This window comes from Solitalea lacus, assembly GCF_022014595.1.
GTDB classification, from domain to species: Bacteria; Bacteroidota; Bacteroidia; order Sphingobacteriales; family Sphingobacteriaceae; genus Solitalea; species Solitalea lacus.
Genome location: NZ_CP091740.1, coordinates 1965854 through 1981528, shown reverse-complemented (window position 1 = coordinate 1981528; position 15675 = coordinate 1965854). Strand labels below are relative to the sequence as shown.

15 protein-coding genes are annotated in these 15675 nt (G+C 37.0%); 9 read left to right on the top strand and 6 right to left on the bottom strand.

Going from position 1 to position 15675, the window contains the following annotated elements; genetic code table 11:
* Positions 1–11: 11 nt before the first annotated feature.
* Positions 12–356, bottom strand: coding sequence for a type II toxin-antitoxin system RelE/ParE family toxin (locus L2B55_RS08390; RefSeq protein WP_237850088.1), 345 nt, complete (start codon positions 354–356; stop codon positions 12–14).
* Between the two features lie 118 nt (positions 357–474).
* Between L2B55_RS08390 and L2B55_RS19040 the strand changes: the two genes are divergently transcribed.
* The 9 genes from L2B55_RS19040 (at position 475) to L2B55_RS08350 (ending at position 7757) form a co-directional block, all read left to right on the top strand.
* Positions 475–651 (top strand): RNA polymerase sigma factor, encoded by a 177-nt coding sequence (locus tag L2B55_RS19040; RefSeq protein ID WP_420854516.1) that lies wholly within the window; start codon positions 475–477, stop codon positions 649–651.
* Positions 652–785: 134 nt separating this feature from the next.
* On the top strand, positions 786–1184 hold the full coding sequence (locus tag L2B55_RS08385) for a hypothetical protein (RefSeq protein WP_237850087.1): 399 nt from the start codon (positions 786–788) through the stop codon (positions 1182–1184).
* Positions 1185–1319: 135 nt separating this feature from the next.
* A complete protein-coding gene (locus L2B55_RS08380; RefSeq protein WP_237850086.1) occupies positions 1320–2282 on the top strand; it encodes an ornithine cyclodeaminase family protein in 963 nt (320 codons plus the stop codon).
* 13 nt (positions 2283–2295) lie between these two features.
* On the top strand, positions 2296–3333 hold the full coding sequence (locus L2B55_RS08375; protein ID WP_237850085.1) for a proline racemase family protein: 1038 nt from the start codon (positions 2296–2298) through the stop codon (positions 3331–3333).
* 6 nt (positions 3334–3339) lie between these two features.
* On the top strand, positions 3340–4911 hold the full coding sequence (locus L2B55_RS08370; protein WP_237850084.1) for a dipeptidase: 1572 nt from the start codon (positions 3340–3342) through the stop codon (positions 4909–4911).
* Between the two features lie 182 nt (positions 4912–5093).
* Positions 5094–5405, top strand: coding sequence for a 50S ribosomal protein L21 (gene rplU, locus L2B55_RS08365; RefSeq protein ID WP_237850083.1), 312 nt, complete (start codon positions 5094–5096; stop codon positions 5403–5405).
* A gap of 24 nt (positions 5406–5429) precedes the next feature.
* Positions 5430–5711 (top strand): 50S ribosomal protein L27, encoded by a 282-nt coding sequence (rpmA, locus tag L2B55_RS08360; protein WP_237850082.1) that lies wholly within the window; start codon positions 5430–5432, stop codon positions 5709–5711.
* Between the two features lie 132 nt (positions 5712–5843).
* Entirely contained in the window at positions 5844–6521 is a 678-nt protein-coding gene (locus L2B55_RS08355; protein WP_237850081.1) for a Dph6-related ATP pyrophosphatase, read from the top strand.
* 30 nt (positions 6522–6551) lie between these two features.
* Positions 6552–7757 (top strand): THUMP-like domain-containing protein, encoded by a 1206-nt coding sequence (locus L2B55_RS08350; protein WP_237850080.1) that lies wholly within the window; start codon positions 6552–6554, stop codon positions 7755–7757.
* A 92-nt stretch (positions 7758–7849) separates the two neighbouring features.
* On the opposite strand, the gene L2B55_RS08345 is transcribed toward L2B55_RS08350, so the two are convergent.
* The 5 genes from L2B55_RS08345 to L2B55_RS08325 form a co-directional block, all read right to left on the bottom strand.
* Positions 7850–8773, bottom strand: coding sequence for a sterol desaturase family protein (locus tag L2B55_RS08345; protein WP_237850079.1), 924 nt, complete (start codon positions 8771–8773; stop codon positions 7850–7852).
* A 70-nt stretch (positions 8774–8843) separates the two neighbouring features.
* Positions 8844–9950 carry a lipase family protein gene (locus tag L2B55_RS08340; RefSeq protein ID WP_237850078.1) on the bottom strand — a complete coding sequence of 369 codons (1107 nt, stop codon included), beginning with the start codon at positions 9948–9950 and terminating at the stop codon, positions 8844–8846.
* A 75-nt stretch (positions 9951–10025) separates the two neighbouring features.
* Positions 10026–11723, bottom strand: a complete 1698-nt coding sequence (locus L2B55_RS08335; RefSeq protein ID WP_237850077.1) for a sodium:solute symporter family protein — start codon at positions 11721–11723, stop codon at positions 10026–10028.
* A 164-nt stretch (positions 11724–11887) separates the two neighbouring features.
* Positions 11888–14362, bottom strand: coding sequence for a PIG-L family deacetylase (locus L2B55_RS08330; protein WP_237850076.1), 2475 nt, complete (start codon positions 14360–14362; stop codon positions 11888–11890).
* 84 nt (positions 14363–14446) lie between these two features.
* The gene (locus tag L2B55_RS08325) at positions 14447–15634 is read right to left on the bottom strand and encodes an acetyltransferase domain-containing protein (protein WP_237850075.1); all 1188 of its coding nucleotides are present in this window, start codon (positions 15632–15634) and stop codon (positions 14447–14449) included.
* Between the last annotated feature and the right edge of the window lie 41 nt (positions 15635–15675).

Here is a 15675-nt window from a genome sequence, read left to right as displayed (position 1 = left end):
AAGTGTTTAAATTAATCTTCAAGATAAGTTTTCTTTATCTTTTTTGCTTTTTGAATTTCCGACTTTGGGGTGTTGTCGGTTGTTTTTAAGAATCCATGAGTGCAAATAATAGTAGTAAAATCATCACCCTCATATTTTGCCATGAAAGCCAGGATTCTGTAAAACACCTTATTATCCCTTACTCTAAATTCAAAAATTCCATCTGAATCTTTAAGCTTTTTAAAGTCTTCTTCTTTGCTAAGTCCTTCTTTGACTTTTAAAAAGACTTTGGCAAACTTTAATTTAGCTTTTTCTTCCATTCCCTCGAGGAATTCCTCGGCATCCTCTGATACTTCAATTTCAAAACATTTTTTCATGGTAAATAACACCCTCACTATTTTCTTTAATAAATACAAAAGTAACAAATAGTTTCCATATATAGAAACTATTTGTTACTTTTATCGAGGCTCCTTATTACAGTAGACAATTCTCGTCTTGTCAGATGGGCAAGAACTCATAAAGCTCCGTTTCTTTGAGCAATTGAGTTACGAGGAAATAGCTGGCAGAACCTCCATTTCAATCCGTACCATTTACAACACTATTCATGCAGCAATAAACCTATTGCGCCAGAATGTACTATTCCCGATTATTTGTTACTGGTTCCTATTCTGATCATTACTTTCTTTTTGTGGAGTACCTGACCTCTAATTCCAAGTACTAATCGTTTTGGAATAAAAAATTAAAAAAGTTCATTTTTTCTTGGTAAAAATTCCTAAAGCCATACTCTTTAATAAAAAACAAAAATTATGGTTCATGAACATTATACAGTTAAAGATTTTTTAACCGATGATTCGTTCATCAATTATTGCTTTAAGACCAACGAAAGTGATATTACTTTTTGGAATGAATGGATAGAAAATCACCCCGAAAAACAAAATGAATTTAACGAAGCTAAAGCATTATTCTCATCTATTGCCATTCAGCTTAGCGAGGATGAAAAACGAAAGGAATTCCAAAAGCTGCAAAGAGAAATTCATAAAATCAACTCTCGTTCTATTAATCGCCACCAAGCTAGAATCAAGCCAAGCAACATATATAAGAAAATAATTGCTGTTGTCTCCATTGCCATTTTCATAATGGGCGGTCTTTGGCTTCTACTCAATTTTATCATCCCACAACATTTTAATGTTATTAACAAGTATTGAATAAATATTAACCGATTAGAATCACTTAAATAAATAAACAGTAAAACTTTATTAGAATTGCCTGAAAACCCAAGCATATATTAATGGGTTAAGAAAATTCCCTGAAAGAAATTCTTCATTTTACGTAAACTAAACATGCTTGTATTAAACAACACTGACATTGCACAATTACTTTCATTTCAAGAAGTTATTGAAGCTGTTGAAACGGCCTTGATTGATAATGAGAAAAAGAAATGTTTTGCTCCACAGCGGTTACATTTTGATCGGGAGGAGAACACTTTTCTGGTAATGCCTTCCTTCTCTGAAAGTCATTTTGGAACCAAACTGGTTTCGGTAGTTCCTGATAATAGTACAAAACAATTACCTGTAACAAACGGAGTAATGATTTTGAACGATGCCAAAACCGGAATGCCTTTGGCAATTTTCAATGCGGCTAAATTAACAGCCTTACGCACTGGCGCTTTAGGTGCAATCGGAATTAAATACATGACTCCTCCAAACGTTAGCTCTATCGGATTAATCGGTTGCGGAGTCCAGGGTATTCACCAAGCATTGTTTGCCTGTTCTGTACGTCAAATTGAAATAATTTATTGTCTTGAACGTACTCCTGAAAGTGTACAGAAGCTTGCATTTGAAATAAACCACTTCTTTCCCAACGTAACAATTGTTCCCTGCAAGACGGCAGAAGAAATTCTATCGTTAACTGATGTTATAGTAGCCGCCAGCAGATCGGCGGAGCCTGTTTTACCTGACAACCCCGATATGCTACAAGGAAAACATTTTATTAGCATAGGCTCTTATAAACCTGATATGCAGGAGTTACCTGACAGTGTATTTCGTTTGGCCGGAAAGCTGGCAATTGATTCCGATGGTGCTCGCAAGGAAGTTGGAGACATTATAAATCCTATAAAAAAAGGATTAATCACTGAAGAAAATGTCTTTACCCTTGGGAAAGTACTAACTAATGAGCAGCAAATCAATGTAAACCAAACCACTGTATATAAATCGGCTGGTATGGCCCTATTTGATTTGTTTGTTGCACAAGAAATGTATAAAGCTGCAGTAGCCAAAAAAGCCGGCCAGTTAATTCAATTATAAACCAAAAATTCAGATGCATAACTTATTCAATAACTGGAATTGGAAAGCTCCTCAACACTGGACCAGAATCACAACGATTGACATGCATACAGGAGGAGAACCTTTGCGTGTTTTCACCTCTGGCTTACCTGAAATTAAAGGCAATACTGTTCTTGATAAAAGAAGATATTTTAAAGAAAACCTTGATTTTATTCGTACAGGCATAATGTGGGAGCCACGTGGACATGCTGATATGTACGGAGCCGTACTTACAACATCCTTAGATGCAGACTTTGATGTCTTCTTCCTGCATAACGAAGGATACAGTACTATGTGTGGGCATGCAATTATAGCATTAACCAAACTTGTATTTGAAACCGGCCTGATCGATAAAAACAGTAATACACCAGAACTAACTATAAATGTACCTGCCGGGAAGGTGCGGGCAAAAGCAATTATTGAAAATGGCAAAGTGATAGAAGTGAGTTTCAGAAATGTCCCTTCTTTCTTATACATGAGAGATCAACAGGTTGAAGTTGCTGGAATTGGAACTATTAAATTTGATATTGCTTATGGAGGAGCCTTTTATGCCTTCGTAGATGCTGATGCATTGGGATTAAGCATGAAACCTGATAATTTCAATAAATTAATAGATTATGGCCGTCGTATTAAGCTTGCGGTAATGGACAATTTTGAAATTGATCATCCTTTTGAGAAAGATTTAAGCTTTTTATACGGAACCATTTTTACAGGTAAGCCAGAAAACCCTAAACACCATAGCCGCAATGTTTGCATTTTCGCCGATGGTGAAGTTGATCGTTCTGCAACCGGATCAGGCGTTAGCGCCCGCGCAGCACTGCATCATGCAAAAGGTGAATTAACTGAAAATCAAGAAATAACCATCGAAAGTATTTTAGGCAGTACAATGACTGTAAAAGTTGCAGAATTAACCTCATTTGGGGCTTACGATGCCATCATTCCCCAAGTTGGAGGCACTGCTTTCATCACTGGTCAAAATGAGTTTTATTTTGATCCGGAAGATCCATTTAAAGAAGGCTTTATTTTCAGGTAGAAACCTATGTGCACAATTATAGCTGCAGGTAAAAAAGCTACTGCCGATGGTTCAATCCTGGTCAGTCATTCAGATGCGGGTAAAGACTCCCGAGTTAGAATTATTGAAAGAGCAAGCTACCCAGAGGGTTCCCAAGCAAATGTTTACTGGGGCTTACAGGAAATCAGAAATGACGACCTAAATGATTTCGGTGAAGTACTTGGACAAATTCCTCAGGTCAAAGAGACCTTTCGATATTTTCACTCAGCTTACTCGCACATAAATGAGCACCAGCTGGTAATTGCAGAAAGCACGATTTCCCAAAAGGAAGAACTTGTTTGTAGCCGTGATAATAGTGGAGCCATTATTACTGCAGAGCAGGCTATGATTTTTGCACTTCAGCGTTGTAAAACTGCACAGCAAGCAATTTATTGCATTGCCGGGCTGATGGAAACTTATGGTTTTTTACCTTCCTGTGTTAATGGAGCCGAAGCTTTTTGCATCGCTGATCCTGATGAAATTTGGGTAATGGAAGTTGTTGGGGTGGGTCCGAATTGGCAACCCAATTCCGGAAAGCCGGGCGCAATTTGGGTAGCCAGGAAACTTCAAAACGACGAAGCGCTGATTATTGCTAATTGGAGTATTATTAGAGAAATTGATGACCAGGACACCGAAAACTTCATTGTTTCAAAACATTATAAAAGTGAAGCTCTAAATAGGGGTTGGTATGACGACTGTATGGCTAAACCATTTATATGGCAAGAAATTTATTGTCCTGTACCACGGGAATGGGCTACTGAACGTCTATGGTTGTTCTATTCTTCCATTGCACCTTCATATACTCAATGGCCTGACCGAAAATTGGAAAAAGATAAGTTTAAAACGCTTGATCAATATGGTCAATATGTTGAACCTTTATCCCTGTATCCGTTTTCTGTCAAACCAGAAATTCCACTAACTGTTGAGTTCATCAAATCGTTCCAACGTTCAGTATTTGAAAACACCATTTACGATATAACTGAACAACCTCAATGGTACGTGCTGGATAACGAAGGAAATACTGTTAAAAGTCCCTTAGCTACACCTTTTCCTTCTAATGATTTACGCAGATTGTTAAAACTTTCTCATCGCCGTACAGTAGCCCGTCACTTCGGTTACTACGGGATGATTTGTCAACTGAGAGAAAAGCTACCTGATGATATTGCATGCATTTACTGGATCTATCTTGACAACCCTCAGATAAGTGCTTACCTGCCTTTATATTTAGGTGTTAAATCTATTCATCCGGCATATCAGATTTATAACCCTGAAGTATATAGTGATGAATCAGCACGATGGACAATAGATTTTGTTGATAATATGGTTCAAATGCAGTACCAAGATGCAATTAAAGATGTAAAGGCTGCAATCGAAATTTTCGAAAAAAAGATTGCTGATGAAATGCAACTATTAGAACAAAAGATTGCCATTAATCCTGACTGTGAAAATCTCCAAGAAGAAATAACCGGTTTCTGTAAAGGATTAATGAGTCAGGTTCCTGCATTATATGTAAATATTAGAAATCAACTGATTGTTAAATACACCAACAATAAGAAGTAATAAAAATGAGAGAAAGAGGCTTTTGGGTGAGCAATATGAATGAAATCTTATCTGAAATTTAAGTACAAAAATCCGAAGTCGAGGTCATTTTTGTTAATCAACATTATTTTTAAAAGACTTCGTTTTATCAAACCAAATTTCTATTTTTGCACCTCATTAAAAAATATTTTATTTAATTCATCATGTACGCAATAGTAAATATAGCCGGGCAACAGTTTAAAGTTGCAAAAGACCAGCAGATCTTTGTACACCGTTTACAAGGAGAAGAGGGCGCTAGTATTGAATTTGGCGATGTTTTATTGGTAGCTAACGGCGACAAAATTTCGGTTGGTGCTCCAAACGTTGCAGGTTCAAAAGTAACCGCTAAAATCGTTTCTCACTTAAAAGGCGATAAAGTTATCGTTTTCAAGAAAAAACGTCGTAAAGGGTATAAACGTAAAAACGGTCACCGTCAGTCGTTTACCAAAATTCAAATCGAAAACATTGTATTCTAATCATTAAGAAAGGAATTTTAAGAAATGGCACATAAAAAAGGTGCGGGTAGTTCGAAGAACGGCCGTGAGTCACATAGTAAACGTTTAGGTATTAAAATTTTCGGTGGCCAATCTGCTATCGCTGGTAATATCATCGTTCGTCAACGTGGTACCAAACACAATCCTGATAAAAACGTAGGTATTGGTAAAGACCATACTTTGTTTGCATTAATTGATGGTACTGTTGTTTTCAAAAAGAAAAAAGATGACAAGTCATACGTTTCAGTTGTTCCTTTCGAAGCTCCTGCTTCAGAAGTAAAAAACTAAGAAACTTTTAAAAATATAGAAAAGCCTTTGGTATTTTTGCCAAAGGCTTTTTTATGGATACAAGGTTAGTAGTTTTAGCCTTTAATTCATCTAAAGTCATAACTAGACTTATTTACCATTTACTCTCTTTGTATGACCTCAAAATCAGCTGCAGTATTGTGGACCGGTGGTAAAGATTGTGTACTAGCTTTACATCAAGCTTATAAGGAACAAATTAAAATTGATTATTTAATCACTTTCGCTCCTCACAATGCCGATTTTTTAGCCCATCCAATTTCTGTACTTCAACTTCAATCTGAAGCAGTGGGTATTCCTCACAAAGTGATTCAAATTGATGAACCCTTTAAAGAGGAGTACGAAAAAGCGATCAGACTTTTAAAAGAAGTTGACGGAATTGATCTGTTGATCAGTGGTGATATTGATGAAGTAAACAGCTACCCAAACTGGATAAAAGAGCGAAGTGCTGCTTCAAAAATGAACGTTTATACACCTTTATGGCAACGCGACCGTAAAGAGCTACTTGAAGAATTAACAAAGAACAGCTTCAAAGTAATTTTTTCTCTGGTGCGCCGCCCCTGGTTTACCCAAAGCTGGGTTGGAGACCTTATTTCGCCCTCAAAAATCGATCAATTATCTATGTTTAAAGAACTTAAAGGCATTGATTTAGCGGGTGAACAAGGAGAATATCATACATTAGTACTAGATGCCCCTCTCTTCAAAAAAACATTAGTCATCAAAAAAAGCCATATCGAGAATAAAGAAGATATGTGTTATTTAAAAATTGAAGAAATAATCTTAAAAGATAAATAAAACCTTAAGCTTGTCTTAAGTTTCGTCCTAATGAATCAGCAGGAATTTGAACTTTTAAAGTCCGATGAAGCACGGAAATTAATAGATCAGTATATTGATTTTGATCCTTTAAAATTTGCTCTCAGTCATAAAGCGTCCCAAATTCCGACAGGATTAATCTCCTCACAATTAAAATATCTGCAGAAGGCAAAAGCAAAACTACCTTCTTATTTTGCTGCACGTTGCATTATTCCTGCTTTATCTTATGAACAATCAAGCAGTGAAGTCACAGCAGCCCTAAAAAAATATTCTGGTAAATATTGTCTTGATTTAACATGTGGTTTAGGGGTCGACAGCTTATATTTCTCCAAACAATTTGAAAGGGTTGTCAGCCTTGAGATGAATGAAACATTAGCCAACATAACCCGTTTCAACTTCAATAAACTTAACGCCACAAACATTGAGTTAATTAATACCACTGCCGAAGATTTCATAAGCAATTACAATGGCGAAAAGTTTGACTTAATTTTTGTTGATCCAGCCAGAAGAGATGACGCACAAGGACGCGTTTTTTTATTTGAAGATTGTTCACCTGATTTGTACACGATACTTCCACTGGTGGAGCCCATCTGTAAGAAACTGATAGTTAAAGCCTCTCCCCTCTTTGATAATTCGGAGGCATGGAAAAGATTTCCTTCAATGAAGAGCCTTACCGTTGTATCTGTTGATAATGAATGTAAAGAGCTTTTGCTTGAATTTGATTTTACAGATTCGAACCAAACTCAACTCAATCAAATTCATATAAGCAAAAAAGGCATTGAACAACAGTTTAAGTTTCAGTCTGAACAAGCCCCTCCTGCGGCTATACCAAGCAACGATGGAGTTAACTATTTAATTGAACCTGACGTCGCCTTTTACAAAAGTCGTTTGTGCATTGAGCTTTTCAATGAGTATTATCCAAATCTGAACATTACTTTTGACCAAGCAGACGGTTACTTTTATTCGCAAGAACCTGTTGAATCTTCATTCCCAGGTAGATTTTTTAGAATTATAAAGCAGCTGGACTATCAGCCTAAAACAATAAAAAAACTTCTAAAAGAAAAGGGTATTAAGAAAGCTAATGTAAGCAAACGGAATTTTCCTTATTCAGTTGAAGAAATCAGAAAAACATTAAATCTCTCTGATGGAGGAAATCAATATCTATTTTTCACCAAGAACCGAAATAATGAGTTAAAACTGATTTGGGCCGAAAAATAAAACCTAATAAAAATTCGCATTGCTTCAACTGCTGTTAATAAAGTTAGCATGTGCTCAATGGACTTTGGCCCGAAAGCCTCCTTTTCCCTTTATTAACTTATTAATTCCACTGGCTGTTGTTGAGCCGTCGAATTTGTTTTATCGTTTAATTCAAATTCAGTTTTTAATTGTGCTGATGTTTTCCGGCTACCATCATGGCTCCAACCTGGAGGGCCAAACAGATACCCAAACTTTGCTTTCCATGTAGGAGCATTCCAAACATCTTTAAATACCGTTCCCCACTCGTCAAATGCAATACGGAAAGGATTATAGGTTTCAATATTTTTAGTTAAACCATAAGTTGGGTGGACATCTTCTTTTATAAAGGTTCCGAACATACGATCCCAAATAATTAATATTCCGGCATGATTTCTATCTAAATACTTTACATCTGAAGCATGATGGACACGATGATGAGCTGGAGTATTAAAGATAAACTCAATAAGTCGCGGCATTTGTTTAATCATTTCAGTATGAATCCAGAACTGATACAATAGACTAATAGACATCATGGTAGCAATCATTGTTGGGGTGAATCCAACTAGTGGCATCCACATCCAAAACAACCATGATCCTGTTAAATTGCCTGTCCAGGTTTGACGAAGCGCTGTTCCCAGGTTATATTTTTGAGAAGAATGATGAACCACATGTGAAGCCCAAAAATAGCGAACACTGTGACTGGTACGATGAAACCAATAATATGAAAAATCATCGGCAAAGAAACACAGCACCCATGGCCACCATGTGTTTTCAGGCAATGTAAAAAAACGATATTGGTAAACAAAACCCAACGCAACGGGAATTATAGCTTTACTAACAAAACCAATCAACACATTACCGATACCCATGGAAAGACTGCTTGCAGTATCTTTAGCATCAAAGTAGTCATCGTGCTTTTTTTGAAAATAGGCAACTACCAGCTCTGTTATCAATAAAATGATAAAACCAGGAATTGCCATTACTATCAAATTCTTCATTTCTTATAGGCTTACTATCTGAGCTCGAAAAATACTATATTTTTTTAAAATACAAATGCATGCATAACTATTATTGATTCGGCTGGAAATAATATTTTTTAAGGAGAAATAGGTAGGGATTAAACAAATGATGTACAAATATATTCTTACCGGTAAACTTAAACCTGGCATTATATTCTGAATCCGTAAGAAGCACAATTTGATTGCCTGCAGGCACATAAGCATTGGAAGGTGCATATTGTGGCTCCTTCAACTGAGGCATTGTTTTTTTCACTTGATCATATACTAAATGCCCTAAGTATTTGTGATAATAGTTTACTCCCTTTTCTGCGGTGTTATTCATTTTTCTATAAGCCGAATTCAAATAAGACCTTACCAACCAAGGCATATCCTTTATTGACTCCTTGTAATTAACTAAAGGATTAGCCTGATTCATATCATTTAATGTTTGAACAGTTAACGGTGTTTCCGGAACCCAATCCGCAGAATTCACAATACGAAATGCCCACCCGACCCGTGTAATAAAATCAAAGTCATAAGCATAATACAAATTACCCGGCTTTGGTGCCCCACTGCAGTAGGTTTTATATTGAATATCTTTTGGGAGTTGGTTTTGCGGTAAATATTCAAGATACGATCGTGTAAGATAAGCAAGTGCCCCACCCTGACTATGTCCGAATATTATTACTTGTTTCATGCCGATTTTGTATAACTCATTTAATTGCGAAATGATAAACGGTGCCAGATGCGCCAAACCAACAGTCCATCCTACATGAACGTAGGCATTATCTTTTTCTGCAAATTTATATTCAAACTGAGTGCTGTCATTTAGCTGCAAAGTACCTTTTGCCGGTATCATGGCCGAATAAAAGTTTTCCAGCCAGGACTCAGTTTTGCTGATTGTACCTCTAATAACAAGCACAACAACATCATCACTCCTTACCCAAAGAAAACACTTATTAAATAAGCCAACTTCTGGTGATTGATAGAATAGTTTATAGCTATGAAAAGACGAATTTTGAATGGAAACACCTGTCTGGAGCGAATCGTATTCTAAATTTAACAAGTCTGCATACTCTACGGCATCAAAACCCGGTTTTAGTTGCTGAGCATATACAGATGAGCTAAGAGAATAAAGAAAAAACAGAACAACAATTTGCTTAAGAATGTTTTTCATCTGACGACTAAAGATTTATTGATTTTACAGTAAGTAATGATGATTACCTCAAGGTAAAAATTTAATCTTCAAGCATCAAATGGTAACCTCTGCCTTTTGGGTTAAGCCAATTTGCAATATTGCAGCAATGCCCATTACCAATACACATCCGATTAAATTATACCATAAAAAGGAAATACCGGTAAAAAAATACCCAAATAGAACAAGGCCCTGAGTTATAACAGCCGCCCAAAATACAGCGGCCCCGTTTATCCACTTCATGAAGAATGCCACCATGAAAATACCTAAAATAGCGCCATAAAACAACGAGCCCAATACATTTACAGCCTCAATCAAACTGCCTAGCTGTGTAGCCAAACCTGCAACAATCATTACAAAAAAGCCCCAGATAACGGTTGCCCATTTGGATGCGATTAGATAATGTGCGTCTTCTGCATTTGTTTTTACATTTCTTTTATAAATATCAATCACGGAAGTTGAAGCCAGGGCTTGTAAAGCCGAAGATGATGAGGACATTGATGCCGCTAAAATAACTGCTATCAATAAACCAACCAGGCCGGAAGGAAAATGATGTGTTACGAACCAAAGGAAAACATAATTTACATCATCGGCATTGGCTGCAGGATCATTTTTCAATATTAATCCTTTAAGTTCTTCACGAACTTGTTGTTGAGCTTTAGTGTCACTTGCCAGTTCACTTTGAAGCTTATTTACAGCAGATTGATCGTCATTATTTAATGCTACCACTAATTCATCAGCATGCGCTTTTTTCTGATTAAATAGTATGGCATGCTTATTTTCAATTTCTTTCAGCTGTGGTGCATAGTGGCTTTCCTTCAGTTTACTCAGTTCAACTTGATTAAAAAAAACGGGAGCCCGTTGAAACTGATAAAAAACCAAAAGCAGCACGCCAATCAACAAAATTCCAAACTGCATCGGAATTTTAACCAACCCATTAAATAGCAACCCCAAACGGCTTTCTGTAGTATCCTTTGCTGAAAGGTAACGAGCCACTTGTGACTGATCGGTTCCAAAGTAAGATAATGCTAAAAAGAACCCTCCAATTATCCCCGACCAAATATTATATTTATTATTCAGGTCAAACTTAAGATCAATGATATTCATATGCCCCAGTTTACCACCTAGCTTTAATGCGTCTGTAAATCCTATGTGCTGTGGCAACAAATAAGTGATTAGTATACCGGCAATCACCATTCCTGAAAGGATAATAGTCATTTGCCCCATTTGGGTGTAACTTACTGCACGTATTCCTCCGGTAACCGTGTAGATTACCACAACAGCACATATCACAAAATTGGTTACATAAATATTCCAGCCTAAAATAGAAGAAAGAATAATACTAGGTGCAAAAACAGTAATACCAGTTCCTAAACCGCGTTGAATTAGGAATAAAAATGCTGCTAACGAACGTGTTTTTAAGTCAAATCGACTTTCGAGATATTCATAAGCTGTATAAACTTTCAGCTTATGATAAATCGGCACTGCCGTTAAGCACAAAACCACCATTGCCAATGGCAGTCCAAAATAGTACTGCACAAAACGCATTCCATCCGTATATGCCTGCCCGGGCGCCGAAAGAAATGTTACAGCACTAGCCTGGGTTGCCATAATCGTTAAACCCACCATGTACCAAGGAGAAGTATTTGCCCGTAGAAACGTTTCAGTAGTTTTATTCTTACCACTTTTATACAAACCGTATACAACAATAAATGAAAGCGCAAGAATTAATACGAGCCAATCAAGTAACCTCATGAAAAAATGCAGGTCAAAAAGTAGAACAATATTATTTCAAAAAGCAAAAAGCCAATTACGAGGAGATACAGGGTTTTCCAACTTAACTTCATTTCAATTAGTCGTTATCTAAACTGAAAGAAGAAAAGGGCCTAATTTATTTACCCTCTGCTTCTTTCAATAATTTATTTCCCTAGCTCAATCATATTTACAAACAATCTGTACGCCCCGGGAACTCCGGCCGGTAATTCCCTGAAAAATGCCAATCCTGAATAAATGAAATGTCCCTTTCCATATTTAGTAATCAGAGTGCTTCCTAATAAGGATTTTTCATTCGGATCATTTAAACTCAATGGTGTTTCATAATTTTTATCCCAGTCAGAAGCAAAATAGATTCCTCGTTCCTGAATCCAGCCGTCAAAATCATTTGCGGTAATTTTATTCGGACTGTTTAGCACTTTATGCTTTGGTAAATCAAAACGAACTTCAGCGGCTTCATCAGTTACTCTATCGCGGCCTATAGCAAAAGGATACGGTCCGATTTCAGATTTTACTCCGCCTATGAAATTATTGGTATTATATTGAACAATCAGATTACCCCCATTTTTAACATAATTCATTAGCTTGCTATAGTAATGCTTCATCCTATCGTTTGTATTATAAGCCCTAATCCCTACAACAATAGCATCATAGACAGATAAATCAACTCCGTTACTCAACATTGCATCTGAAAGAAATTTCACCTGATAACCTAACTGTTCCAGGCTATGTGGAACCTCATCTCCTGCACCTTTTATATAACCTATGTTTTGCATTTTTCGGTTCAGATCAAAACGTACCAATTTAGCCTCTGCCTCCAGAAATAACGTTTGGATGGGAATATGTTTATAATCAATAATCGTTTGTCCTTTCGAATATTTTACTCCATCAATCTCTGCAACAGCCTTTAAATAGGCAACAGAGTTCTCCGACGGTGGGATTACTTCAAACTCGAAGTTTTGCTCCTCATCTTTATTCTGCAGGCTAAATGGTATTGAAGCAGGGTTACTCCTCCAGTTTTGAGGAAGATCAAGTTTTAACAAGCCCGCACAGTTTTCTTTGCCTGCTTTCAGAACAATATTTACTTTGCGAGAACTCTTATTAGGAAAAACGTACGCCTTTGCATCCAGGTTAATCATTACAGGAGGAGTGATTTGCATAGGACGATATAATTCACCATCAACAGGATCAACCCAACGATACAGTACCGGCTTATTTATAGTTATGCGCTGACCACTAAAAGAAAGTACAAACTGAACTTGCAAAGCAGCTGGCGACTCAGCCAAACCAATTAACATTCTGTCTTTTACAGTAAACAATCCTTCCGAATGCTTTTCAGCTAACCAGTAGGGGTTATTATAAGCGAGGTTGGCATTCAGTGTAAAAGTCTTTTCTTCTTTATGTGCTTGGTCTTTATCGAGTTGTTTTTTCGGCGAACTATTACCGCCTTGAGGCGAGAGTATTTTTTCAAGTGTTACCAAAACATCAGAACGATTGATGGCGCTTATGTTCAACTTAACAGGTTGACCAGGAGTGACTGCATATTCAGTAGCAGTAGCTTCTAAGTAGATTCCTGAACAAGCAATCAACAAGCTCTCCAACTCCTTTCGTTTCAGCTCTTTCCAATAGTCATCATTTATTAATTCTAAAGCTTTGTATGCTTCCAATAAATCAGGTACAATTGTAGCAGGTTCATCTGCTAAAAACTCACTTTCTGCTTTTTTAGCCCATTGTTTAAATGTTTCTGCTCCATCTACTCTATTAGCTGATAGATCGATCCCATCAAAAATATCAGCATCAATTGCATCACCTTTTATCGGTTTAAAATATTCAACTACTGAACCTCGTGTGCGTGCCGAACCAAAACCCTGACTTTTATGCATACTACGACTTTCCCCGGCAAGTTCTCCGTATGATTTGCCCAGCATTGGGTTAAACTGACCAACTTCTGTCGCAATATTACCGGTCATATCAGCATTTGGATTCCAAAAACGGGCAGCATTATTATACAGCAAGCGTTTTGCTTGCCATGGTTTTACAAATTTTAATTGTTCAGGAAAACGATTGGGATCGGCAGCAGCAACAAAAGCTTCTTCAGCCAAGATTGCCGACGCCGTATGATGACCATGCCCACCACTTCCGTCGGTTGCAAAACGTGTAATCATCACATCCGGACGAAACTTTCTGATTGTCCACACCGCATCTGCTAAAACCGAATCCTTGTTCCAAATTCTAAAGGTTTCCTCAGGATTTTTTGAAAATCCAAAATCATTAGCCCGTGTAAAAAACTGTTCTGCACCATCAACCCTGCGAGCAGCCAATAACTCTTGTGTTCTTATCAATCCAAGCAATTCACCTTGCTGATCTCCAATAAGATTCTGCCCACCGTCACCACGTGTCATTGATAAATAACCGGTACGAACGCATTTCTCATTAGCCAGCCATGATATTAATCGTGTATTTTCATCGTCGGGATGCGCAGCAATGTACAATGCTGTTCCAAACGTATTCAGTTTTTTTAAGGCTAATAAAATTCCTGCTGAATTAAGAGATTGCTGTTGGGCTTTTGAAGCGTTGATAAACAGAATAATACTTAATAAAAGAATTAAGGGTTTCCGCATTTTAATGGTTAGTTTGGGATAACTAAGATAGAGTAAAAATATATTTCAAAAAGAAATACGACTATTAAAATAACTGTTACAATACTACAAATAGCTAATCCACCACTTTCCCGAGTGTTTTTTAACGTTCATAAACCATTTACAGGGGTAATATAACAGCAATATGACCAAGACCCAAAACAAATAAACAATAAGTAAATTAAAGCCATAACCATGTTTAGTACCCGTAAACAAATCACTTGAAAACAAAAAATCTACTCTATTAATAGTAATCCACGCTGCTAAAACAGCTATTATATGAATTAAGTAGATGTGTAAAACATAATAAAATAGAGGAACCCGACCGTAAACGATGAAGAAAGAGGTTAACTTGCCCATACTATTCTCAAACAAGGCCAACAAAAGTATACCTATTCCAATGGTGATCATGAGAAACAATAGCGATGGAGGATATTTCTCAACATTCATAAATGAAAGAAAAGTCAGCAATGAGTTCTTTTGCTGCACCCATGGGAGTAAATCCCCATAAAAGTTTAAATAGCGTAATATGAAGAATCCTAGTATCGTGCCACAGCCGATTGAGAAAAACCATTGCTTGCGTTTAATCACATCCTGTTTATAAAATGAGCCGAAGGCATAGCCGGCAGTCATTACGCCAATCCAAGGGATTAAAGGATAAAGCGCCAGCAATCCATAATGTTGATTGAATGGAATAAAACCTCGTTCATGCACAACTTTCCAAAGCCATCCTGTGTCTCCAAAATCTTTAGCGGTAAACCCATCCAGCAAATTATGCAGCACAATCATTCCAATTCCGATAAACCCAATCCATCTCACCGGAAAAAAGATCAATGCCGACAAAAAAACCATCGACATGCCTATAACCCAAATAACCTGAGCAACCGAAAATTCGTAATCGAGATTGAAGGTCCACCCTAAACGAACGACCGTAAACTCAAGTAATACCAACCATAGTCCTCTTGTGAATAAAAAGAATGACAGTTGCTCTTTAGACTTTCCGGCCATAGTCATCATATATGCCCCAACTCCGGCCAAGAAAACGAAATTAGGCGCACATAAATGGGTAATCCAACGCGTAAAATAATAGAAAGGAGTAGTTTGTGCTATATCCAAAGGATCAAAAGCGGCATTGCTAAAATAATCGCGGGTATGGTCAAGCGCCATAATCACCATGATAACTCCCCGTAACAAATCAACCGCAACAATTCTTGTGCTTTTTGTTGTTACCTCCGGAAGCGTTTGAACATACATCAGGCAGAAAAAATTTACCTAAAATACTCAAATACAATAAT